General features: G+C 63.2%; 18 protein-coding genes and 1 pseudogene. 7 read left to right on the top strand and 12 right to left on the bottom strand.

Annotated elements, in window-relative coordinates; all coding sequences use genetic code 11:
- Positions 1 to 18 precede the first annotated feature (18 nt).
- Genes RI103_RS24110 through RI103_RS24095 form a run of 4 tightly spaced genes read right to left on the bottom strand, consistent with a single transcriptional unit; the run spans position 19 to position 5,122 of the window.
- Positions 19 to 1,287, bottom strand: coding sequence for an MFS transporter (locus RI103_RS24110; protein ID WP_310818120.1), 1,269 nt, complete (start codon positions 1,285 to 1,287; stop codon positions 19 to 21).
- 1 nt (position 1,288) lies between these two features.
- Positions 1,289 to 1,843, bottom strand: a complete 555-nt coding sequence (locus tag RI103_RS24105) for a GAF domain-containing protein (protein WP_310818118.1) — start codon at positions 1,841 to 1,843, stop codon at positions 1,289 to 1,291.
- 33 nt (positions 1,844 to 1,876) lie between these two features.
- Positions 1,877 to 3,289, bottom strand: coding sequence for an MFS transporter (locus tag RI103_RS24100; protein WP_310818116.1), 1,413 nt, complete (start codon positions 3,287 to 3,289; stop codon positions 1,877 to 1,879).
- 48 nt (positions 3,290 to 3,337) lie between these two features.
- The gene (locus RI103_RS24095; protein ID WP_310818114.1) at positions 3,338 to 5,122 is read right to left on the bottom strand and encodes a gamma-glutamyltransferase family protein; all 1,785 of its coding nucleotides are present in this window, start codon (positions 5,120 to 5,122) and stop codon (positions 3,338 to 3,340) included.
- A 227-nt stretch (positions 5,123 to 5,349) separates the two neighbouring features.
- Here RI103_RS24095 and RI103_RS24090 point away from each other — a divergent pair, with 227 nt between their 5' ends.
- Positions 5,350 to 6,033 (top strand): FCD domain-containing protein, encoded by a 684-nt coding sequence (locus RI103_RS24090; RefSeq protein ID WP_310818113.1) that lies wholly within the window; start codon positions 5,350 to 5,352, stop codon positions 6,031 to 6,033.
- Positions 6,034 to 6,248: 215 nt separating this feature from the next.
- Here RI103_RS24090 and RI103_RS24085 read toward each other — a convergent pair whose 3' ends face one another.
- From RI103_RS24085 to RI103_RS24075, 3 genes are all read right to left on the bottom strand, one after another.
- Positions 6,249 to 7,715: an MFS transporter gene (locus RI103_RS24085; RefSeq protein ID WP_310818111.1), complete on the bottom strand. Its 1,467-nt coding sequence runs from the start codon at positions 7,713 to 7,715 to the stop codon at positions 6,249 to 6,251.
- A 121-nt stretch (positions 7,716 to 7,836) separates the two neighbouring features.
- A complete protein-coding gene (locus RI103_RS24080; RefSeq protein ID WP_310818109.1) occupies positions 7,837 to 9,786 on the bottom strand; it encodes an aconitase family protein in 1,950 nt (649 codons plus the stop codon).
- A 198-nt stretch (positions 9,787 to 9,984) separates the two neighbouring features.
- On the bottom strand, positions 9,985 to 10,887 hold the full coding sequence (locus RI103_RS24075) for a LysR family transcriptional regulator (protein ID WP_310818107.1): 903 nt from the start codon (positions 10,885 to 10,887) through the stop codon (positions 9,985 to 9,987).
- A gap of 128 nt (positions 10,888 to 11,015) precedes the next feature.
- On the opposite strand from RI103_RS24075, the pseudogene RI103_RS24070 reads away from it, so the two are divergent.
- Positions 11,016 to 11,237, top strand: a pseudogene (locus tag RI103_RS24070) (hypothetical protein); the annotation flags it as partial.
- On the opposite strand, the gene RI103_RS24065 reads toward RI103_RS24070, so the two are convergent.
- Positions 11,230 to 11,550 (bottom strand): DUF1330 domain-containing protein, encoded by a 321-nt coding sequence (locus tag RI103_RS24065; RefSeq protein WP_310818105.1) that lies wholly within the window; start codon positions 11,548 to 11,550, stop codon positions 11,230 to 11,232. The pseudogene RI103_RS24070 and the gene RI103_RS24065 sit on opposite strands and share 8 nt — an antisense overlap.
- Before the next feature lie 115 nt (positions 11,551 to 11,665).
- Positions 11,666 to 12,331: a GntR family transcriptional regulator gene (locus tag RI103_RS24060; RefSeq protein WP_310818103.1), complete on the bottom strand. Its 666-nt coding sequence runs from the start codon at positions 12,329 to 12,331 to the stop codon at positions 11,666 to 11,668.
- 240 nt (positions 12,332 to 12,571) lie between these two features.
- On the opposite strand from RI103_RS24060, the gene RI103_RS24055 reads away from it, so the two are divergent.
- Together RI103_RS24055 and RI103_RS24050 are read left to right on the top strand one after the other, a co-directional pair.
- A complete protein-coding gene (locus RI103_RS24055; protein WP_310818102.1) occupies positions 12,572 to 14,845 on the top strand; it encodes an alpha/beta hydrolase domain-containing protein in 2,274 nt (757 codons plus the stop codon).
- Positions 14,846 to 14,883: 38 nt separating this feature from the next.
- Entirely contained in the window at positions 14,884 to 15,681 is a 798-nt protein-coding gene (locus tag RI103_RS24050; RefSeq protein ID WP_310818100.1) for a hypothetical protein, read from the top strand.
- Between the two features lie 99 nt (positions 15,682 to 15,780).
- Here the strand turns inward: RI103_RS24050 and RI103_RS24045 are convergent, their stop codons facing one another.
- From RI103_RS24045 to RI103_RS24035, 3 genes are all read right to left on the bottom strand, one after another.
- On the bottom strand, positions 15,781 to 16,641 hold the full coding sequence (locus RI103_RS24045) for a helix-turn-helix transcriptional regulator (RefSeq protein ID WP_310818099.1): 861 nt from the start codon (positions 16,639 to 16,641) through the stop codon (positions 15,781 to 15,783).
- A 118-nt stretch (positions 16,642 to 16,759) separates the two neighbouring features.
- Positions 16,760 to 17,308 (bottom strand): carboxymuconolactone decarboxylase family protein, encoded by a 549-nt coding sequence (locus tag RI103_RS24040; RefSeq protein ID WP_310818097.1) that lies wholly within the window; start codon positions 17,306 to 17,308, stop codon positions 16,760 to 16,762.
- 188 nt (positions 17,309 to 17,496) lie between these two features.
- Positions 17,497 to 18,717: a porin gene (locus RI103_RS24035; RefSeq protein WP_310818096.1), complete on the bottom strand. Its 1,221-nt coding sequence runs from the start codon at positions 18,715 to 18,717 to the stop codon at positions 17,497 to 17,499.
- 472 nt (positions 18,718 to 19,189) lie between these two features.
- On the opposite strand from RI103_RS24035, the gene RI103_RS24030 reads away from it, so the two are divergent.
- From RI103_RS24030 to RI103_RS24020, 3 genes are all read left to right on the top strand, one after another.
- Positions 19,190 to 19,891: a GntR family transcriptional regulator gene (locus RI103_RS24030; protein ID WP_310818095.1), complete on the top strand. Its 702-nt coding sequence runs from the start codon at positions 19,190 to 19,192 to the stop codon at positions 19,889 to 19,891.
- On the top strand, positions 19,888 to 21,195 hold the full coding sequence (locus RI103_RS24025) for a LysR family transcriptional regulator (RefSeq protein WP_310818093.1): 1,308 nt from the start codon (positions 19,888 to 19,890) through the stop codon (positions 21,193 to 21,195). Before RI103_RS24030 ends, RI103_RS24025 begins: the two co-directional genes overlap by 4 nt.
- A gap of 212 nt (positions 21,196 to 21,407) precedes the next feature.
- Positions 21,408 to 22,004 (top strand): molybdopterin-dependent oxidoreductase, encoded by a 597-nt coding sequence (locus RI103_RS24020; RefSeq protein WP_310818091.1) that lies wholly within the window; start codon positions 21,408 to 21,410, stop codon positions 22,002 to 22,004.
- Position 22,005 lies beyond the last annotated feature (1 nt).

The raw sequence follows: 22,005 nt of genomic DNA, 5'->3' as shown, positions 1-22,005 counted from the left end.
TTGCGCGCCTGCTTCGACTCACGGCGTGGACGGGCGCTCCGTGTCGTACAACCGATCCGGGATGAACAGCGCGGTCACGCCGCTCAGGAAGAACACCGCGCCGACCACGAGGAAACCCAGTCCGATGGAGAACTGCGTGGCCAGGAAGCCGATGACGATAGGCGCCGCGCCCGAGCAGAAGCGGCCCAGGTTGTAGGAGCCGCCCACGGCAGTGCCGCGAATAGAAGTGGCGAAACTCTCGGACATGAAAGTGCCGATCGTGCCCAGCGGTACGCCGTACAGAAACCCGAAGAAAAGCATGAGGACAGCAATGTTCTCTCGCGTATGCCAGAAGATGATCACCGGCAGAAAAAGCGCGGCGCCCACGCAGCCGAAGACATAAACGCCACGCCGGCTCCAGCGGTCACCCAGCCAACCAGCAAAGATCTTGCCGATGAAGGCGACGACGTAGGTGCCGATCATGTATCCAGTCAGCGCGCTGAACTTGATATGCAGTTCTTTTTCGAGGTAAGTCGGTAACCAGTTGTTCAAGCCATAGAAACCGGAAAGAATGAAAATCGAGGCCAGGGTCCACAGAATGAACAAGGTTCGTGTCTGTCGATTGCTGAAAATCACGTGGTAGCGGCTGTCGCGCCATCGACGCGGGCTCGTGCGCTCGACGGCATGACTTGCCCGCCAGCTGGCCGGCTCGGGGACCGCGAACTTGATCGCCAAAGCAAACACGACAGGCAGCGCCGACACGTAGTACAGCGTGCGCCAACCGTAGTGCGGCAAAATCCAGCTGCTCAATGCAATGACGGCGATGTAGCCGGCCGAAATACCGGTTTGCAATGCACCGAGAATCAGGGAGCGCCGTTCCGTGGGCACATATTCGGCAACGAGCGTTGTGACCAGCACCATACAGCCGATGCCCAACGAGCTGATGAAACGGACAATCGCGAATTCCAGAAAACTATGCGTGAGCCCGAGCAGCCCCGCGCCGAGCGAAAAGAGCGCCAGCGCCCAGACCACCACCCTCACCCGCCCTATGCGGTCGCTCGCCCAGCCGCCGAGAATCCCGCCGACAGCCATGCCTAACAACGTCAGGCTGCCCAATGCGCCGGCCTGGACATTGCTCAGCCCGAAGTCGTCCTTGATGCGCGTTAGCGTGAGGCCGTACATCATGACGTCGGCGCCATCGGCCATTAGTGCGAGATAGCCGAGAACGAAAACCAGCAGCCAGCGGCCTTGCGATCCGGCGGTTTGGCTCGCCGGTGACGTTGTTGCAACACGTTGGGTGGTGGTCATGTCAGAGAGCAGTCAAGCTGCTGGCGGATATCGTATTGCGCGAAATGAGAGCGGGAGCCAGGAAGGAACCGATCAGCAATCCCAACTCTTCATGTCCTGTCGTGTACCACCTCTCCTGATGCGTCAGGTTCATCGTGCCGATGCACACGCCGTCGTAGGCGATCGGGATGTTCAGTATCGATCCGAGACCCATGCCGATCATCACGGTGTGATCGTCGAACGCTTCGCGAATGCCTTGTGGCGTCTCTGCGCGAAACGGCTTGAGATCCTGCAGTATTTGTCTGGCCCACGGGGTGCCGTGTTTCTTCTTGCGCCCACCAACCGGGTAGACGTCGGGCATGTTGGTGTAGACGCGCTCCACCTCCTGGTTTTGCGCATCGTAGGACATGATCGTGAACAGGCTGAAGCCGATTGCGCTAGCCGCCACCTCGTGAACGGCGCGGAAAATCGCCATCGGCTGACCTTTGAGCCGCATGGCCTTCGCGAGATGCTCAAGATTCGAAATATCCAGCGCGTGGCGGGCTGGCGACGCAGTTTCGATCCGGTTGCCTTGCATGGTCTATATCAAAGAGTTAGCAAATCACGGCATTCAGCCGTGTATTTCAGTGGAATTGAGCGGGCCTCGAACATCCTGCACGCGGCCGAGCTCCTCGGCCTCGATGTCTTCGAGCGAGCGGTTGCGAGTCTCGATACCCAGGAAGAAAACCACGCAGGCCCCGATGAGCAGCACCGTCGTGGTCATGGCGAACACGCCAAGGAACCCGAACACGGGATAAACGAGGCCAACCAGAATGGGGGCGCTCACCGAGCCAATGCGGCCAAACGATGAGGACGACCCGGTGCCGGTCGTGCGAACGGCAGTCGGAAACACTTCCGGGGTGTACGCATACACGCCTGCGAACGCGCCGTTCATGAAGAACGACAGGCATATGCCCGCGGCCATGATGCCGATTCCCGTGTGAGAGAACGCAAGCGCGATCGCCGCGATGCCCCCCAGCAGCATGTACGATGCGACCACGGCCTTCCGGCCGATCCGTTCATTGAGCCATGCGGCCGAGAAATACCCCGGAATCTGCGCCCCATAGATCGCGATGGAATAGCCGAAGCTCTTCGTCATGGTGAGCCCCTCTTTGAGGAGCAGGCTTGGAATCCAGGAGAAGAACGAGTAGTAGGCGAACGCAACCGAAAACCACATCAACCAGCTTACTGCCGTGGTGCGCGCGAGTCGCGGCGACCACAGCGTCAGCACGTTCTGCAACGCGCTACCACTTGCACGCGCCGATGCGGGCATGATGCCGACGGAACTGACCGGGGGAACATGAATGCCACGGGCGGCAAACCATGACTCGATCGTGCTCACGATACGGTTCGCTTCATCGGTTCGGCCCTGACTCTCGAGCCATCGCGGCGACTCGGGCAACGTCCTGCGCCACCAGAGCAACATGACGACGGGCAACGAAGTCACCACGGCCAGGTAGCGCCAGCCATCGGCAAAATTTCGCACCACGACGAAGCCGAGGATGGATGAACTCAGGTAACCGAACGACATGAAGCCAACCAGCGCGCCGCAAAACATGCCCCGGTAACGTCGCGGCACGAATTCCGCCAGGAATGGCGCGATCACCACCGTCTCCGCGCCAGAACCAAAACCCGCGACGATGCGCAACGCGAAGAACGTGTGCCAGTCAGTGGCAGCGGCACTCGCGAGCGACGCGACGCAGTAAATCGCCAGCGCCGACATCATGATGCGGCGACGGCCGATCAGATCGGCGAATACGCCAGACAGGAAAGCCCCGAAGAAGTAGCCGATATAGGTGCTGCTCGCGACGAGGCCGGTCTCGGCGCTCGTCAGGTGCCACAGCTTGCTCACGACCGGCAGCAGGAACGCGAGTGACGATGAATCGAGTCCATCGAACAGATACCCCAACCCACCGATGAGCAGGAGTTTCCGATGAAAGCCCGATAACGGAAGTCTTTCAAGACGAGCGGCTACGGCAGACACGGTGTCTTTCTCCCTGAAAAAATGGACATGATCTCCGTCATGCCGACGTTAGCGCCCGACCGCGTAGGCCTGCATCTGGCGCGGCGTCGCGGCGCCACGCATCAGACCGTTTCTGATCCCCACCGCGCAGACCCGCCCCAACGCCCACGGTTCGGCCACGGTCAGGTCGTGCCCACGCGCGCGTAACTCGGCGATGGTGCTTTCCGGAAAACGGGACTCGGCGGACATCTTGCCGAGGTGCATCGCGCGCGGGTAGAACGAACCCGGAAAGTGAGCAGTCTGGAACGACGGCGAATCCGCGGCCGCCTGAAAATTCATGCCGGCGTGCACATGTTTGAGAAATAGCTGGAGCGACCATTGATCCTGCTGATCGCCGCCGGGTGTGCCGAATGCCGCGTAGGGTTTGCCTGCGCGGGTGACGAGCGTTGGCGACAGCGTCGTGCGCGGACGGCGCCCAGGGCCGAGCGACGAGGGCAAGCCCTCTTCCATCCAGAACATCTGCGCGCGCGTGGTGATGTTGAAGCCGAGACCGGGGACCGCCGGCGAAGCCTGCAGCCAGCCGCCCGACGGTGTAGCCGAAACCATATTGCCCCACCGGTCGACGACATCAAGATGAACCGTATCGCCTCGCAGTTCAGGCAACGGGGCAAACGTCGGTTCACCCTGCCCGAAACCGCCGGACTGTTCCTTTCCAGCCAGCGCCACGATGCGCGCGGCGCGTTGCCCGCTGTCGCCGAGCGTGCCTGGACGGAATTCAAATGATGCGCGGCGCGGGTCGATCAGCCGACGGCGTTCGTCGTTGTAGGCGTCACTCAGCAGCACGTCCATGGGCACGCGCGCAAACCGGGGGTCGCCATAAAACACCTCGCGGTCGGCGAACGCGAGCTTCGAACACTCGATGACCGTATGGACGAAGTCCGGGCCCAGCGGGTCCATGGCCGCGAGATCGAATCCCTTGAGCAGCGCCAGCTGCTGCAGGAACATCGGCCCCTGGCCCCACGGACCAGTCTTGTGGACGCGGAGATCTCCATAGTCGTATGAAACAGGGTCTTCATAGGACGGTTCCCAGCGCGCGAGGTCGCCGGCGTCGAGCAGGCCGCGATTGCGCTGACCCGACGTGTCGAGAACGGCCGTCGAACCAAAATACTGGTCAATGGCGTCAGCCACGAATCCGCGATAAAAGACCTCGCGGGCGCGTTCGCACTGTTCGGCGCGATCACGCCGCGTATTCGCTTCTCGCAGAATGCGCTTGTACGTGTCTGCAATCGCCGGATTGGCGAATAGCTGGTTTGGCATCGGCGCGTCGCCGTCGCGCAGCCATTGCTCGGCCGAAGTCGGCCATTCGGTCCGGAAGAAATCCTTGATGGCGAGAATCGATGAAGTCATGCGCGGCAGCACCGGATAGCCGTTTTCCGCATAACCGATGGCGTAGCTCAGTACGTCTTCGAGCGGTAACTGGCCATAGTCGCGCAGCATGGCCATCCACCCGCCGAACGCACCGGGCACCACCGCAGGCAGCAAGCCCGTACCCGGAACGACCTCGAGCCCCAAGTTCCGCATACGCTCGATAGTCATGGTCGCGGGCGTCACGCCCTGCCCGCAAAGCACACGCACGCGGTCTTCCCGCGCGCTGTAGAACACGACCGGCAGTTCGCCGCCCGGACCGTTCAGATGCGGCTCGACGATCTGCAGAACAAAACCGGCGGCGGCGGCGGCATCGAATGCGTTGCCGCCTTTCTCAAGAACGGCCATGGCCGACGCGCTGGCGAGCCAGTGCGTGGAGGCCACCATGCCGAATGTGCCGATCAGCTCCGGGCGGGTTGTGAACGACATGCACTGCTCCTTATGCGATGACGGGCGACTGGCGGCTGAACCAATCACCATAGGTACGAGTTAGACAAAAGACGGGGATACGACTAAAGCCACTGCGTTTCGCCCGATGTTAACCTGAAACATTCCAGCAACATAGCGGGTCAAAAAATTTTCTGGAATACGCGCGTCACGGGCGCGCCAATTCTGCTACTGTTTGCACCAATAATCATTGGTTCGGCTGGGGAAAAATGGAAAAGACAGTGTTGGACGGCTTGCTCGGCTATATCGCCGACCATCAACTCAAGGACGGCGATGTGCTGCCGCCCGAAAGAAAGCTGGCGGAAGAACTTGGAGTCAGTCGAAGAGAACTGCGCTCGGTGCTGGCTTCACTGGAGGCGTCAGGCCGGGTCTGGCGCGGTGTCGGACGCGGCACCTACCTGGGAGCGCGTCCACTGAAGTTCGGTCCCACGCTGCGTGGACTGCGCGCGGGGACCAGTCCGGCGGATATCGCCGAGATGCGACTGCTGTTCGAGCCCGCACTTGCGGAACTCGCCGCAACGAAAGCCAGTTGGGACGAACTGCTGGAACTGGAAAAATGCGCACGTAAGAACGCTGCCGCGAAAAACGATGAAGAGTGGCAACAATGGGATCACCGCTTTCACTTGCTGATCGGCCAGGCCACCCGTAATCCCGCACTCATCGCGCTGATGGAAGTCATCAACAGCATGCGCGTAAAGCCGGACGTGCGTGAGAAGACGGTGGCCCAGGAGACCCGGCAGTACTTCGCCCAGCAGCATCAGGCTATCGTCAATGCCATGAAAGCCCGTGATGGACAGACAGCGGCCCGGTGCATGCGCGAGCATCTGCTGAGCGTTCAGGGGCGCGCATCCGCTACGGCCAGAGTGGGCGGACTCACCGATCAGCAGGTTTAAGATTGTTCGGCGCGCTCGCGATTATCAAAACTCAACTGCGCGCCGCACGCTTTCTCATCCTGACTGCAATCCAGCCAATTCGTCTCCGGCGTCGGCCTGGGCGCAGCTCAACGTTCTGTAGATTGTCGCTTTTCAATCGCCAAAGCGTGCCCTGAAGGATGAAGCAGAGCTGCGTGCGGCGTAATGCTTCACGAGTTTGCAAATACAAACCGGCGCTATTGCGATATCTTCTCCAGCTCGATCCCCTTCGTGCGCGGCCCCATCAATCCGATTGCCAGCATCACGATCAGCATCGCCCCAGCGATGAACACGAACACGCCGCTCGTCCCGAAGTGCTTCAACACCGCTGCAATCAGAAACGCCGTGAAAATCGCGGAAAACCGGCTCCACGAGTACACAAAACCCACCGCGCGCGCCCGAATGCTGGTCGGAAAAAGCTCGGTCTGATACGCATGAAAGCTATACGAAATGATGTTGCCCGCGAGCGTCAGACACACGCCGAGACTCACCAGCAGCACCGCGCCCGCGGCCTGACTGAACCACAGCCCGCAGACGATATTCACACCCGCCATCACCACGATCACCGTCTTGCGCTCGAAGCGGTCGCCGATAAAAAGTCCGATCACGGGACCGAGCGGCGCGGCCAGCGCGATCACGCTCGAATACATCAGGCTGGTGGTGATCGTAATGCCCTGCTTGATGAGCAGCGTGGGCACCCAGTTCGCGAAGCCATAGAAGCCCACGGTCTGGAAGATATTGAAGATCGTCATCATCAGCGTGCGGCTGCGGTACGGCGGCACCCACATGTCGCGGAATCTGCCGCGCGGCGCGACCGGCGCCGGCGGCGCGGGCGGCGGCAGCTCACGGCCGTATTCGCGGCGCACTTTCGCTTCGAGCTCGGTCATCACGCGATCGGCTTCGTCGAGACGTCCTTGCTGCGCGAGCCAGCGCGGGCTTTCCGGCAACGCGCGACGGATCCACCACACGAACAGCGCACCATGCGCGCCGATCAGCACGACCCAGCGCCAACCGTCGAGTCCGAGCAGCGTGCGCGGCACCAGCAGATACGAGAGAAACGCCACCACGGGCACCGCGGTAAAGCCGACCGCCTGCTCGCACGCAAACGCGCGGCCGCGAATCTGCTTGGGCACCAGTTCGGAGATATACGTGCCGATCGTCACCAGTTCGACGCCGATACCGATTCCCGCCACGAAGCGCCAGAAGTTCAAACCGGTGGCCGTTTCCTGAAACGCCATCACGACGTTGGCCGCCGTGTACCAAAGCAGCGAATACGTGAACACGGCGCGGCGTCCGAAGCGATCCGCCAGAAAGCCGCACGCGATCGTGCCGATAAAGAGGCCGCTGAACAACGCCGCGATAAAACTCGCGACGCCGGTCGAGCCGAACAGGCCGTGCGTGGTCGCCGTCAGCAGACCGCTTTTGACGAGTCCCGGCGCGACATAGCCGGAGTACAGCAGATCGTAGAGTTCGAAGAAAAAGCCGAGGCTCAGCAGCACCACCAGCTTCCTGACGGAACGCGTGGCGGGCAGCCGGTCGAGGCGCGCGGAAATGCTGCCGGCGTTAAGCGGCGTGGCCGCGGCGGCACGCGTGGCTGCGTTATCGGAATACGTCGCGCCGCCGCTCTCTTTCGCGACGGAGCCGGCGTGATCGGGGGATGCCATGTTGTCTGTCTCCTGGTGATGCCGGCGAAAATAAAGCTCGCCGGACCGGTCTGGCGCCGGCCTCTCGTACTTCTGCGCGTCACACGCACCGCGAGGCCGGCCCCAAGGTCCGGCCAGCATTCTAGCCGCGTGCGCGCTTCAATTGTTCGAAGGTCGTGATTTTTCCGGCCAGCGCGCTCGCCGCCACCGTGTACGGACTCGCGAGCCACACGTTGCCCGGCCCCGAACGGCCCGGAAAATTGCGGTTGATCGCGCTGATCGTCACCTCGTTCGCATCGGCGGACTGGCCCGGCCCGCAATTCGCGCACGACCCGCAGCCCGGCATGACGAGCGTCACGCCCGCGCGTTCGAAGATCGGCAAATAACCCCGCGCCTCGCAATACGCGCGCACCGCCATGGTGCCGAACTGCAGGTAAAGACGCGTCCCCTCGGGCACGCGAATGCCTTGCTCGACGCCCCAGCGTAGCACCTCGTGATAGAAATCGAAGTCTTCGCGCTTGCCTGCCGTGCACGAACCACCGTAAGCGATATCGATGGCCACGTCCTGCTCCAGTTGCGGCGCCGGCACGCCGTTGCCGGGATCGCCGGGACGCGCGAGCATCGGTTCGATCGCGTTTGCGTCGATGCGGATCGTGTCGCGATAGGTGGCGCCCGCATCGCTTTTCATCCAGCTTTCAAGGGCGAAATCGACGCCGCGCCGCTCTTTCAGAAACGCCACCGTGCGTTCGTCCGGCTCAACGATGCCGGTGAAGCCGCCAAGTTCCGCGACCATGTTGGTCAAGGTCGCGCGCTCGTCGATCGACATCGCGCGCACGGCCGCGCCGCCGTATTCGAACACGAGGCCGATCGCGCCACCCGAGCGGATCGCATCCATTTGCAGCAGATGCAGCACCACGTCTTTCGCGGTCACGCCGTCGCGCAAATGACCGCCGATCTCGATGCGCAAAGTCTCCGGCACCTTGCAGCGCACGTAACCCGTCACCCAGCTATTGGCGATTTCCGTTGCGCCCGCACCGAATGCGAGGCAGCCGAGCGCGCCCGAATGCGGCGTATGCGAATCGGTGCCGCACGCCACCTGGCCCGGCAACGCGTATTGCTCGGCCATCAACGCGTGACAGATGCCTTCGGAGCCCGGCATGCTGTCGAGCGCGCCGTGCGAGCGTACCGGATAGTCGCGCGAGAACGACGTATGCCCTTCCATCAGATTGGCAACGCCCGGCAGCAGACCGTCGCGCACGTGCGGAATGCTTTGCGACGCGAGCACCAGGTGATCCTGGAACGCGATGATGTGATCCGGCGCATGCAGCGGCGCAGGCTTGCCGAACGCGCGATGCATCAGGTGCGCGCACATGCCGGTGAAGTAATCGTGACTGAAGCGCCAGTCCGCTGCGATGAACACGCCGTCGCCGCGCTGCGCGCCCACGCTGCCCGGATGCAGATGCCGTTCGATGATCTTCTCGACCAGCGTCTTCGGCCCGGCGGTCTGCGCCGCTTTAGTGTCGTCGCCCACGCGCGGCGCGGGCCAATCGGCAAACTTGCTGTAGGCGAGCAGGCCGCCGCTGCGAATGATCTGCTGCGTGAGCGCGTCGCGGCCTTTGAGGAACTCGTCGATAGGCACCGTTTCTCCGGCGATCAAGCGATCGAGCACGGAGAAATCTGTGGTGGTGAGAATGCCGATGTTGTCGCAATTCTGCTGATAGATCCGCTCGAAGCTCTCCGCGACGATCAGCCGGATACCCGCCGAGAGTTCCGCCAACGGACTCGATTCACGCGACGAACCCTTGCCGTAGCGCTTGCCCGCCACCGTCACCTGGAAGCCGCCGTTCTTCACCGCATCGCGGCCGATCGGCAAGCGCTCGCCGGCCTTGAAGCCGACGTACGGATACTGGCCAAGGCGTTCGTCGTAGGTGAGCATGACGGTGACCGGCGTGATCTCGTCGGTGGAGACGTTGTCGCGCAACGGGCCGGCTGTGGCGCGCGTGAGGTTGTCGCCGGTGAGTTGCGCCTCGATCAGCGCGGGGTCTTGTGACAGGTACAGCACGCGGCCGTCCAGACGAATCGTGTCGCTCATAGGCATTCTCCTTGCGCTCACTATACGGCGCGCGCGGGCCATGCCGAAGTGCCGGTACGGCAACGCAGCCCTCTCGTTCGGCGATGCTCGGCGGCGAGCGCCGCGATCGTTCTCGACAAGGTTCAGACGGTAATGCGTCGCTGGCATACGGCAGCCGGCGGAGAAATGCATGTGGCGATTCGCCGGCCGTTGCTCGCGTCAAACACCCTTGCCGAGAAAGCCGACCAGCGCCGCCGCACTCGCGCTTAACTGATCGCGCGCCTTGAAGATCATGATGAGGCGGCGCACCGCCCACGCATCGCTCAAGGACAGCAGGCTCACGTCGAGCGCGTTCACGTAGAGCAGTCCGACCTGCTCCGGCACGACCGCGATACCGAGTCCGGCATGCACCATCCGGCACAGCGCGTCGAGGCTGCTCACGCGAATCCTGACGTCGAGTTGCCGCCCCGCGCCGGCCGCCTGCTGTGCGAGCAGTTGCGTCAGCGCGCTCTCGCTGCGCAGCCCGACGAAGCTGTCGTCGAGCAGTTCGTCGAACGTCACGCGCAACGCGCCGGCGAGACGATGGCCGCCCGGCACCAGCACCGCCAGCCGGTCCTGCCGGTACGGCACCTGTTCGAACGCCTCGCTGCCGGCCACCGGGTTGCAGATGCCGAAGTCCGCCGCGTGCTCGCCGACGATCCGCAGCACGTCGGCGCTATTTTCTTCTTCCAGTTCGATCGACACTTCCGGGAACGCGCGCCCGAACGCGGCCACGTCCTCCGGCAGGAACTGCACGATCGAAGACAGGTTCGCCACCACCCGCACGCGCCCTTTCGCGCCCGACGAAAAGCGCGACAGCTCCGCGCTCATCTGTTCGATATTGCCGATGATCGCCAGAGCGTAGCGCAGCACGGTCTCGCCGACCGGCGTCACGGTAATGCCGCGCGACTGGCGCTGGATCACGGGCAAGCCGATCACCGCCTCGATCTCGGCAATGCGCCGGCTCACGGCGGACGATGCGATGAACTCGCGCTCCGCCGCGCGCGCGATGTTGCGCTCCTGGCAGACAGCGACGAACAGGCGCAGCGAGGTGAGGTCGAGTTTCTTGAGAAGGTTTTCCATTGCGCTGCTTCACACACGGTGAGGCCGAAGGACTCGAAAGCGAACCCGGCATCGGGATGAAGGGACCTGGCAAAAAAGATGGGCAAGTGTAACGCTCTTCTCCAAGCCAGAATGCCTGCCATTCAATCGGCTTTCGACTTCTCCTGACGATCGGCGCCACGCCCTTGCGCCTGCCTCTTTCGCACTGGGACGGCGATACCTTTACCCTCACCTTCACGCTCGCCAACGAAAACGCCGCGCCGGGGACGATTTCCAAGGTGTCGTTCCTGAGCAATCAGGTGACGCTCGAGTACTACAACGCGGAAAGACTCGGGACGTTTCACGCGTTGATGCCGAAGCGTTTCACCTGAGGATGTCGCCCGCCTTGTGCCGCTCGTCCACGCCGTCGATCAGGATCACCGGGCCGCGCGCATGCCGCGTGCGCAACGGCAGGATGCGCTGATAAGCGTGCGATGCATACCAGGCGCGCGCGGCGGCGAGATCGGGGAATGCAATCGCGATCAGATCGCCGTGCCATGTGCCTTCGAGTATTTCGGGGCGGGCGCCGTGCACGATGAAATGGCCATTGAACGGCGCGAGCGTGCCGTCGATGCAGTTGAGGTATTCGACCACGTCGTCGCACAGTTCGACGTCGTGCAGATGGGCAATCGCGTAGGCGGTCATGGCGCGGCTCCTGGCAATGAGTGGATGCGGATCGAAAACTTGCATACCACTCATGGTCGCCTCAGGCATGACGCGCGTCGATTACCTGCGAGGTAAAAGAATTCAAAGGCCGCCGCTATTCCGCGCTGACTTGCGCGAGTGCGGCGATCAAGTCGCCGAAGCGTTCGCCCTGCACCAGGATGTGCCCTCTCAACGCGGCGGCCGCGGCTTCGCCGTCGCCCGCTTCGAGCGCATCCACCACAGCCTGATGCTCGTCGAACGAGGCGGCGACACGCCCCTTGACGCGCAACTGCAAACGCCGGTACGGGCGCAGCAGTTTGTGCAACGCCTTCGCCTGGTCATGCAGAAAACTGTTGTGGCTGCCGTGATAGATCAGACAGTGAAAGCGCTCGTTCAGGTGGAAATACTCGTCCGGGCTGCCGGCGTCTCGTGATTTCTGACACGCGACATGAGCCTCGCGCAGCACCTGCAGTTCCTGCGCACTCATGCGCCGCGCGGCAAGACGGCTGCACATCGCCTCCAGTTCGGCCATCACTTCGAACATCTCGATCAGCCTGTGCAGGCTGATCTTCGCGACCACGGCGCCGTGCCGCGGCCGCATCTCCACCATGCCGGCCGCCGCTAGCTGGAGCAGCGCTTCCCGCACAGGCGTTCTGGACACCTCGAAGCGCGCGATCAATTCCGCCTCGTCGAGCCGCGCGCCGGGCGGAAGATCGCCGGTCGCGATGGCTTCCTCGATGGATTCCCGCAGCCGGTCTGCGAGCGTGAGCCTGTTTGTCATGTTTGGACTCCACACGGAATCGAGTTGACCACGACGAGCATGCCGCCACTGTACGCGTAAACGATAGTTGAGAACGGTGTGTGCCGAATTATAAATACCGATGACGGTTATAAATATAAAGATAGACCATTACAAAATATTGACGAACCTTTTGGGCATATCGACACTGTTCGCCCGATCACGGTCCGTCCCGCCATACGCGCGCACTCTTTTTCCTCGACCGTGTTCGGAGGCCTGACCATGAAGGTGCAGTCAGTAGCTGTATCGCTAGGAGTCGGTGTCGGAATCGCGTTGCTCGGTGGATGCGGACACGACAGTGTGTCGACGTCGTCTTCGCCCACGGTGGCGAAAGGCGCTGGCTTCATTCAGAGCTTCCAGGTCCTGTCGAGCGCACCGGCGTTCGGCGGCGCGACGCCGGCGGGCGCTGCGGGTCCCTACCAGGTGATCACCGCGGTCGTGCACGGCGAACTCGATCCGAACAACCCGCTCAATGCGGGCATCGTGAACATCAAGAACGCGCCGGTCGGCAGCGACGGCTACGTCGCCTATACGACCGACGTGGTGATCCTGCGCCCGCAAAGCGCGGCGGCCGCCAAACGCGTGCTGTTCTATGACGTGGTGAATCGCGGCAGCAAGATCGGCGCGGCGTCATTCGTGGGCGGCGGCGCGCTCGATACCGGCGCGGCGCCCTCGTCCAGCTTCCCGTCGCTGCTGCGTAACGGCTATACGATCCTGTGGAGCGGCTGGCAAGGCGACGTGCCGGTCACCGGCAACAGCAGCACCGCCGGCGCGGGCCTGCTCGGCGCCAGCTTCCCGGTGGCGACCAACAAGGACGGCACGCCGATGACCGGCTTGAGCCGCGAGGAATTCATTCCCGACTACGCGGGCGGCCCGCCCACCACCATTCCGCTGACTTACCCGCCGGCCAATCTGTCCGACAAGAGCTCGGTCACGTTCACCGCGCGCCAGTCGTGGCTGAGCGCGTACGGCAGTATTCCGGGCGGCCTCGAAACCTACACCGCGCCTTCCCAGCCGGTGACGACATGGAGTTACATCAGTACGCCGAACAATGTCTACGAAGGCAATTATTCCGTGACCTTTACGCCGCCCGCGACCGTGCCGGGACCGAACGGCACCCAGGTCGCGCCTGACGCCGGCACCATTTACAGTTTCGTCTATCAGGCCGCCGCGCCGACCGTCGACGGCATCGGCTTCGCGGCGCTGCGCGACCTCGTGTCGTTCCTTCGCTACGACACGGCCGACGCGCAAGGCGTCGCCAATCCGCTCAACGATCTGAAGAACGCCGGATGCGTCGCGTCGACGTGCTCGACCAATACGAACTTCGATATCGCGATCGGCGAAGGCATTTCGCAGTCGGGCCGCTTCATGAAGGACTTCCTGTATCAGGGCTTCAACGCCGACAAGAACGGCAAGATCGTGTTCGACGGCATGTTCCCGATCATCTCGGCGGCACGCCGCACGTGGACCAATGCCGCGTTCGCGCAGCCGGGCCGCTGGTCGAAGCAGCATGAAGATCACTTCATGCCGGGCTTCCAGTTCCCGTTCACTTACGCGACCACGACCGACCCCGTGAGCGGCGCCACCGACGGCATTCTCAAGCAGTGCACGGCCACCAACACCTGCCCGAAGATCATGCAGCTCGACGGCTCGTTCGAATGGTGGGGCGGCGCGGCGTCGCTGGTCGTCACCGACGGACGCGGCAACGACATCCAGTTGCCCGCGAATGTCCGCTACTACCTGGTCGCGGGGACGCAGCACGGCGGCGGCAGCGGCGTGACGACCGGCAACTTCACGGTGCCCGCAGCGGGCAGCCAGTGCCAGTTGCCGGGCTCGCCGGTCGAAGAAACGCCGGTTGAACGCGCGCTGATTCCGGCGCTCGTCAACTGGGTCGGCAAGGGCACGCCGCCGCCCGCGTCGCAATACCCGAGCGTTGCGGCCGGCACGCTGGTCGCGCCGACCCAGACCGCGCTGGGCTTCCCCTCGCTAACCAACGTGTCGGTGCCGAGCGGAGCCGCCGCGACGCCCACGCCGCTGCAACTGACGTTCAACGGCGAATACAACCAGCTGTTTGTGACCGACTATAGCAACGCGGTTCCGGTCGTGAACACGGCACAGGCCTACACGATTCTGGTGCCGAAAGTGGATGCCAACGGCAACGAGACGTCCGGCGTGCTGGTGCCTGACGTGAGCGCGCCGCTCGCCACTTATACCGGCTGGAATTACCGTAGCGCGGGACATGCAATCGGCGATGGCTGCATTTCGAACGGCGCTGCGATTCCGTTCGCGGTGAGCGCCGCTGCGCAAGCTGGCGGCACCGATACGCGCACCACGCTGGCCACGCTCTACGGTGGTAGCCGGTCGAAGTATCAGGCTGCGGTCGCGGCCGCGGCGAACGCCTTGGTCAGCCAGGGCTATCTGCTGCAGGACGACGCCACCAACGTCTTCATCGCGAACGCTAGCGCCGTCTCCGCGACTTTGCTGCCGCAACCTTGAGACCCTTGAGACGCCGCGTGCCGGGGACGAACGCCATCATGATGCACAGAGCAGGATGCACCATCGCCGCGTTCGTTGCCGCCGCGCTGATGAGCGCATGCGGAGGGGGTGGCGGCGGCGGCAACGCCGCCGTGCCGCCCGCGCCGTCTTCGAATGCTTCGGTCTATCAGAACAGCTTGACGCTCGGCAGCGTCGCTGCCGTTTCGTTGTCGCTCATCGCGGCGACGACGACTGCCAATGCAATCCTGGTCAGCCCCATCGCCGCGCCGCTGCTAGCGGTGGGGAACAATACGCTCGTGTCGACGCATCTGGCAACTAACGTGGCCGGCGCCGGCACAGCATGCGTGTCGGCGCCTACGAACAGTATCGGCACGGTTACCGGAGTCAACGCGGGCGTCAACATCAAGAGCGTGGCCGCGCTGCTGGACAATAGCTGGAGTGTGTCGGCCACACCGTCCGCGAACTGGACGACGCTCGGCGCGAGCGGCGCCGTGTTCGATGGCTGGGAAAACTGCGGCGCGAAGGCCGAAGGCGCGCCGTCGCCGTCGTCCACCTTGACGGTCAATGCCGACGGCAGCTTCTCCGATAACGTGTTCGACGGCAATCCGTCTACCACCGTCACGACGGTGAATCAAAGCTTCACTGCGGCGCAGGCTGCTTCGTTGTTATCGGATGCTGGCTATCCAGACACCAGTCAGCCGGCTAACCCACAGACGATCCGCTTGAGGATTTACCACAACGCCGCACAGCAGACCGTGCTGGTCGAACAGGGCATTCCGGCGAGCGGTGCGACCAATCAGAATCCTGGGTTCGTCGCGATCTATTTGCCGCGTTGAGCGCAGGCGATCGTCGGCATCGGCGTGCGGCACTAGTTCTGATGTATTAGCGCGGCGTTGTGATGCGGCGCCGTGGCTTGGGAGCGGCCGCGGATCGATCTAGCGCTGCGATTGCGGCGCGACGTCGAGCATCTCCAGATGACGCGCTTCCGTTTCGTCGTCCGCGGGGAACATGCATTCGAGGCGCAGTTCCTGCGCCGCGATCGTTTGCGGCGTGCCCACGCTCGCGACCACTGAGAAATACCTCATGACGTGACCGTTCTTGACGAAGCCGATGGGGATCACCGGCATGGCCGCCGCTTCCGACGCACCCGAAGCCAACGGATGCCCTGGCTCGAGGCTCGTTTGCACATTCGGGTAGGCACGCAACGCATCGAGCAACTCACGCGTCCGAGCGTCGATCACGCGGCCCACCGACTCCCGGTAGACACGCTGAATCAGGCTGTCCGCAACGGTCTGCCAGTCGGCGACGAATGGGCGCATGCCGTCCGGATCGAACACCAGATGCAGCATATTGCGCGGCCCCTTGCGCGCCACCATGTCGATGAAGCAATTGAAAAAGCGCGGCGCGGCGTCGTTGGTCATCAGCACATTCCAGTAGCGGTCCATGACCAGCGCCGGAAATGGCTCATGCTGGCGCAGCATGCGTCCGAGCGCTTTCGTGACACTTTGCATTTCCTGCGCGTTCCACGCGGCGTCGGCATACATGGGCGCGTAGCCCGCGGCCAGCAGCAGCGTGTTGCGTTCCCGCAGCGGGATGTCGAGTGCCTGCGCGATATCCATCAGCATCTGGCGGCTCGGCACGCTGCGTCCGCTTTCGATAAAACTGATATGACGCTGCGAAACGCCGGCATTGAACGACAGGTCCAGCTGACTGATGCCGCGTACGTCCCGCCAGTGACGCAACAGCATTCCGAGATCGTTTGGCGGGGCTTTTTTGACTGGATTCGCAGGGGTCATCGCTTTCTTGTCCGCTAGTCGATAAAGATGGAAAGTTCGGTGACCGGCCAGCGCCGCTCGACCGAACCTCGCCGGTCAGCATACTCGCTTGCGCTGACCGCAACTTCCCACGCGAGACTCAAGCCTGCCAGGCGTGAACCTGGAACTGCGCTTCCAGCGGCGGCTGCGTGATGCTGCCCACGTAGTTCGTGATCGTCGAGGCCGCCGCCACCGCGAGCACCTCGAGTACCTGATCGCGACGGAAACCGGCTTCCAGAAATGCGCTCACGTCGTGCCCGTCGAGATGGCCGCGCTTCTCGATCGCGGTCTTCGTCAACATGGAGAGCGCGGCATGTTTGCGGTCCGCGGGCGGGCGGCCCGCGCGAATCGCTTCGATGTCGGCGGAATTGAGCCCTTCGTTCAGCGCCAATGCAGTGTGAAACGCGACCGCCCATGTACATGCGTTGGTGACGGCATTCGTCAACAGCAGCGTCTGGATCTGCGCTTCCGTGAACGTGCCCGAATGGACTTTCTGAAACAGTTGAATGAAGGCGCTGATCAGCACGGGCGATTCGGCCATGGTCCCCGCGATGTTGGGGATGAAGCCGAAAGTCTGCTGGAGTTGCTGCAATACCGGTTTGGATTGCGCCGGTGCGGAGTCGATGGTGTGAACCTGAAACGTCGACATGATGTGTCCTCGATAGTGAACGCGGCTCGGGGTGAACTGCGCGACAACCGAAGATTAGGCGTGAGGGTGAGGCGTGCCAATTACCTCGCATGTAATAGGACGGGCGCAACGCGAGAGCATGCGCGAGGATGAAAAAGGCCGGATGCGTGTGTCGCAACCCGGCCCGCTTCACCACGAAAGACTTCAGATCAGAACCGATGAATAATCCCCACCCCAACCGCCACCTGACTGCCTGACGAAGACGGCGTGGAGTTGTAGCCGTCGCCGAGTGTCGCCGTAGCGTCGATGATCTGCCCGGCGCCGTTGGTGCCCAGCGTCTTGCCCTTCGCTTTCTGATACGCCTCGAGCGCATACAAGCCGGTGCGCTTGGACAACGAGTAGTACTGCGAGAGGTTGAACTGGTGATATTGCGCATTGTCGTCGATGCCGTTCGCGCGCGTCGCCCGCGTGTAGCTGTAGCCCGCGCCGAAATCCCACGCAATCGCCGGCGTCCAGTGCAGAACCAGACCGCCGGTGTTCCAGATCTCCGTGTCATGGAACTTCGAACCGGTGCCCGGAATGTACTGCACGTTCGAGTACGTAGCCGTGACATCCCATGCGCTATTGAACGTGTAGCCGCCGCCGACCGCAAAACGCTGCTGTGCCTGCGCGGTCTGATAGCCGTTCGTCAGCGCGGAGACGCCGATCTGCGAGCCGCCGTTGGTGGTGGTCGAATCCGCGCCCCACGCACCGCCGCCCAAGGTCGAGTTGTTGATTCGCGAGAAGCCGACCGCGAGACCCACCGGGCCCATTGCATACTGCACTGCCGTCGACCACGTCGAGCCGCGGTTCGTACTGCCCGCCACACCGCCGAGCGAATACGACCCGCTCGCCGTCAGACCATAGAACTTCGGCGACGTGTACTCCAACGTGTTGTTCGCACGGTAGATCGTGTCGAGGCCGTCGATATCGCCCGGGTGCGCGCCGTAGTAGCCGGTGATCCAGGTCGTCGGACTGTAGGGCGAGAGCAACTGGTAATACGATGCGTATTGCCGGCCCGCCGTGAAGGTACCGTACACAGGGTTGGTCAAGCCGACCCATGCCTGGCGGCCGAACATCGCGTTGGTGTATTGCTGGCCGCCCGTCGCCGAATTGAAACCGGATTCGAGCTGGAAGATCGCCTTCGTGCCGCCGCCCAGGTCCTCGCCGCCCTTCAGACCGAAGCGGCTGCCGGCCCATACGCCAGGCGTCATCTTGACGGCCGATTTACCGCCGCTGGTCGAACCGAGCGTCGATTGATTGTTGGTATACGACAGGCCATTATCGACAATACCGTACAAGGTCACGCTGCTTTGAGCAAAGGCCGGCACGGCCGCTGCGATTGCTGCGCCGAACAGCACGGCATCGACACGTCTGATATTTTTTTTCATGCTCCAGATCTCCAATTGCTACGTCTCTTGTTGAAATACTTTTTGCCCAGCGCCTGGGTGTGGTTCATCCGCGGCGTCGCGTGATGGCCCGTCGTTTCTGCAACCGCCGTTTCACCGATCGGATAACCCGCCCCAACCGGCGAGTCAGCCTTAACAACCGTCTTGGGATACGAAGATAAGAATCGCGCCGGCTTGAAGAAAGTGCGGGTAAACCACGCGCGGGCTCAGGGGAAATTGCTCGAAATGGCTCAGAGTGTCGCTTTCCGGCGTTCGGAGCGGCGCTGCAACCCGCGCGGCACATGGTTTCGTCGGTATCCCGAGCATGCGTATCCGGTTTTCGCCCGCGCTCGCATCCGGCCACTCGCAATAAACAAAACAGATGGCCCTGAAACGAAGACGCAAGCCTCTCGGCAAGCGTGGTGTACCGCTGCGCGCATGGCTATACTTGACGGCGTCCAGCGAGTCGATAGCAATGAACGAGACCACCCAACAGGCGATTGTCCAGACCTTACGCGAGAAGATTCTGGCGGGCGAACTGTCGCCCGGCCAGCGGCTCGTGGAAGCACAGCTCGCGCAATGGCTCGGCGTGTCGCGCACGCCGCTGCGCTATGCGCTGAGCGTGTTGTCCTCCGAGGGGCTGCTGGACCGTTCCGGCGGGCGCGGCTATGTCGTGCGCCGTTTCAGCGTCACAGACGTGTTGAACGGCATCGATGTGCGCGGCGTGCTCGAAGGACTCGCCGCGCGTTCAGTCGCGCAGAGCGGTGTGGGACCGGCGCTGGCTGCATCGCTCGACGAGTGCCTGCGCGAAGGCGACGAGATCTTCAGCAAAGGACATCTGCGCCAGGGCGACGACGTGCGCTACGCCGCCATGAACGGGCGCTTTCATGCGCTCATCGTCGAGGCGGCGCAAAACGCGGCCGTGAGCGCGGCGCTGAGCCTGAACGACAAGATCCCGTTCGTCTCGCCCTCCACGGTCGCCTTCGACGAATCCGCCAGGGAGCGCCAGTTCATGATGCTGATGTACGCGCATCGCCAGCATCACGCGATTGCGGACGCACTGAAGAAAGGCGACGGCGCGCGTGTGGAAGCGTTGATGAAAGAACACACGCACATCTCGAAGGAAAGCCTGAACCTGTCGCTGCCGACACTGCATCTGATCGCGGGCGCGGCATGACGAGGGCCGCCACGTCCTCCGCGAGCAACCCGGCGTCGGCCAGGATATCGGCGGCCTCTGGCAGCAAGGAATTGCTCAACCTTGCACAGTTGCGCGTGTTTCGGCTCGTCGCCGATATGGGCAGCGCAACGCGCGCCGCCGCTGCGCTGTTTCGCGCGCAGTCGGCCGTCACGCGCTCCGTGCAGGAACTGGAGTCCGCGCTCGGCGAGCCCCTGTTCGACCGCGGCCCGTCGGGCATGTTGCCGACACCCGTGGGACGCGCCGTGCTGCTGCGTTGCGAACGGATTTTCGCGGAACTGGAAGAACTCGCGCACTGGTGCGGCGCGCGGCAAGCGCGCCGCCGGCCCGCCGCGGAAGGCGCATTGCCGGCGTATCTGCTCAACACGCGGCGACTTCAACTGTTCGTGGCGCTCGCGCGGCACCGGCACATGCCTAGCGCCGCGAAGACCTTCGGCATCAGCCAGCCTGCCGTGAGCACCGCGATTCGCGTGCTGGAAAGCGGCTCGGGCCTGAGTCTTTTTCATCGAAGCCCGCGCGGCATTCTGCTCACCACGGAAGGCGAAACGTTTCTGCTGCACGTGCGCCGCGCGTTGAACGAGCTGCGGCACGTGCCCGACGACATCGCCGCATTGCACGGCAAGATTCAAGGCTCGGTGACGGTCGGCGCGCTGCCGCTCGGACGCACGCTGATCCTGCCCAAAGCGATCGCACGAATGACCTCGGAACATCCGGGCGTGCGGGTCGTTACCGACGAAAGCAATTACGAAGCGCTCGTCGCGGGTCTGCGTGCCGGCGACATCGATTTCATTCTCGGCGCGCTGCGCGACAACGACGCCAGCAGCGGCCTGAAAAACGAGCGCCTGATGTCGGAAGACATGGTCGTGCTGGTGCGCCGCGAGCATCCGCTCACGCACGCGCGCAAGCTGACCATCATGGACTTGCGCGACGCGCAGTGGATCCTGCCGCGCAGCCACGCGCCGGCGCGCGCGCTGTTCGAGGCGCAATTCAAGCGCATGAAAGTGAAGCCGCCCATGCCCACGGTCGAAACCGCCGACCTCGCGGTCATTCGCGGCCTGCTGCTCGGTACGGACATGGCGGCCGCGCTGTCGGCGCAACAGTTGCACCATGAGGTCCAGTCCGGGCAACTGGCGGTGCTCGACGTGCAGTTGCACAACACCCGGCGCGAGATCGGCCTCACCGTGCGCGCGGCGGGCACGCCTTCGCCTGCCGCGCGCGCGTTGATCGATGCGATTCGCCTCTCGGTGGTCGACGTCACGCGCACGATCAATATCGCCGCGAACTAGTCGCGCTGCGCGCTCGACCGTCGAGATGCTTATTCCGGCAGTCTGCCGAAGAAAGCGCGCCAGTCGAATAGCGTGGACGAGCCATGAACATATGCAAGCAGCGCGATATATACAGCGTGACCGTGACACAGTCAGCGGCTATTGCCCGACAATAGGGACCGCGACGATCTGGCCGAACGCGTCGCCCCTCTTATCGTCCGGAGACCACGCCAATGAATAAACGCCAGTTCCTGACCAGCGCTGCGCTATTGAGCGCGGCGGCTGCGCCCGCATTCGGCAGCCAGCGCGTCCGGAAGGAGGCCTGTGCGGCATCGCCCGTCGTTCTGACGATCACCGGCGCGATCAAGCGTCACAATCGCGGCGCGCTCGATCCCGCCTTCGATCAGCTGCTCGCCAAGCATCAGGTCAAGTTCTCCGAAGCATATGGCGTCGATTTCGCTTCGCTCGCCGGCATGCCGGCCGTGACGATCAAGCCCACCACCGAATACGATTCGCGCCAGCACGCCTTGAGCGGCCCACTGCTCACGAACGTGCTCGATTATGTCGGCGCACCGAACGCGGGGAGCACGCAAATCGTCATGCATGCGGTGGACGGCTACGCTGTCGCGACGACGCTGGACAAAGTGCGCGCGTATCGATTCATCGTGGCGACGCAAATGGACGGCAAGCCCCTGCCGCTTGGCGGCGTCGGTCCGCTATGGGCGACCTACGACGCGGACAACATCCCCGAGTTGTCGAGCAAGCCGCTCAAGGACCGGTTCGAGCTATCGCCCTGGGGCCTCTATCATTTGCAGGTGACCGAGGCGTAAA

This window comes from Paraburkholderia sp. FT54, assembly GCF_031585635.1.
Lineage (GTDB): Bacteria > Pseudomonadota > Gammaproteobacteria > Burkholderiales > Burkholderiaceae > Paraburkholderia.
Note: the sequence above shows the minus strand (reverse complement) of the source record. Positions and strands in the feature narration are given on the sequence as shown.

Excerpts from the sequence above, each read along its gene's own strand:
- RI103_RS24105 (WP_310818118.1), bottom strand. The coding sequence starts at position 1,843 with ATGCAAGGCAACCGGATCGAAACTGCGTCGCCAGCCCGCCACGCGCTG.
- RI103_RS24095 (WP_310818114.1), bottom strand. The coding sequence starts at position 5,122 with ATGTCGTTCACAACCCGCCCGGAGCTGATCGGCACATTCGGCATGGTG.
- RI103_RS24075 (WP_310818107.1), bottom strand. The coding sequence starts at position 10,887 with ATGGAAAACCTTCTCAAGAAACTCGACCTCACCTCGCTGCGCCTGTTC.
- RI103_RS24030 (WP_310818095.1), top strand. The coding sequence starts at position 19,190 with ATGAACGAGACCACCCAACAGGCGATTGTCCAGACCTTACGCGAGAAG.
- RI103_RS24050 (WP_310818100.1), top strand. The coding sequence starts at position 14,884 with ATGATGCACAGAGCAGGATGCACCATCGCCGCGTTCGTTGCCGCCGCG.
- RI103_RS24090 (WP_310818113.1), top strand. The coding sequence starts at position 5,350 with ATGGAAAAGACAGTGTTGGACGGCTTGCTCGGCTATATCGCCGACCAT.
- RI103_RS24065 (WP_310818105.1), bottom strand. The coding sequence starts at position 11,550 with ATGACCGCCTACGCGATTGCCCATCTGCACGACGTCGAACTGTGCGAC.
- RI103_RS24025 (WP_310818093.1), top strand. The coding sequence starts at position 19,888 with ATGACGAGGGCCGCCACGTCCTCCGCGAGCAACCCGGCGTCGGCCAGG.
- RI103_RS24035 (WP_310818096.1), bottom strand. The coding sequence starts at position 18,717 with ATGAAAAAAAATATCAGACGTGTCGATGCCGTGCTGTTCGGCGCAGCA.
- RI103_RS24045 (WP_310818099.1), bottom strand. The coding sequence starts at position 16,641 with ATGACCCCTGCGAATCCAGTCAAAAAAGCCCCGCCAAACGATCTCGGA.
- RI103_RS24040 (WP_310818097.1), bottom strand. The coding sequence starts at position 17,308 with ATGTCGACGTTTCAGGTTCACACCATCGACTCCGCACCGGCGCAATCC.
- RI103_RS24085 (WP_310818111.1), bottom strand. The coding sequence starts at position 7,715 with ATGGCATCCCCCGATCACGCCGGCTCCGTCGCGAAAGAGAGCGGCGGC.
- RI103_RS24110 (WP_310818120.1), bottom strand. The coding sequence starts at position 1,287 with ATGACCACCACCCAACGTGTTGCAACAACGTCACCGGCGAGCCAAACC.
- RI103_RS24020 (WP_310818091.1), top strand. The coding sequence starts at position 21,408 with ATGAATAAACGCCAGTTCCTGACCAGCGCTGCGCTATTGAGCGCGGCG.
- RI103_RS24055 (WP_310818102.1), top strand. The coding sequence starts at position 12,572 with ATGAAGGTGCAGTCAGTAGCTGTATCGCTAGGAGTCGGTGTCGGAATC.
- RI103_RS24060 (WP_310818103.1), bottom strand. The coding sequence starts at position 12,331 with ATGACAAACAGGCTCACGCTCGCAGACCGGCTGCGGGAATCCATCGAG.
- RI103_RS24080 (WP_310818109.1), bottom strand. The coding sequence starts at position 9,786 with ATGAGCGACACGATTCGTCTGGACGGCCGCGTGCTGTACCTGTCACAA.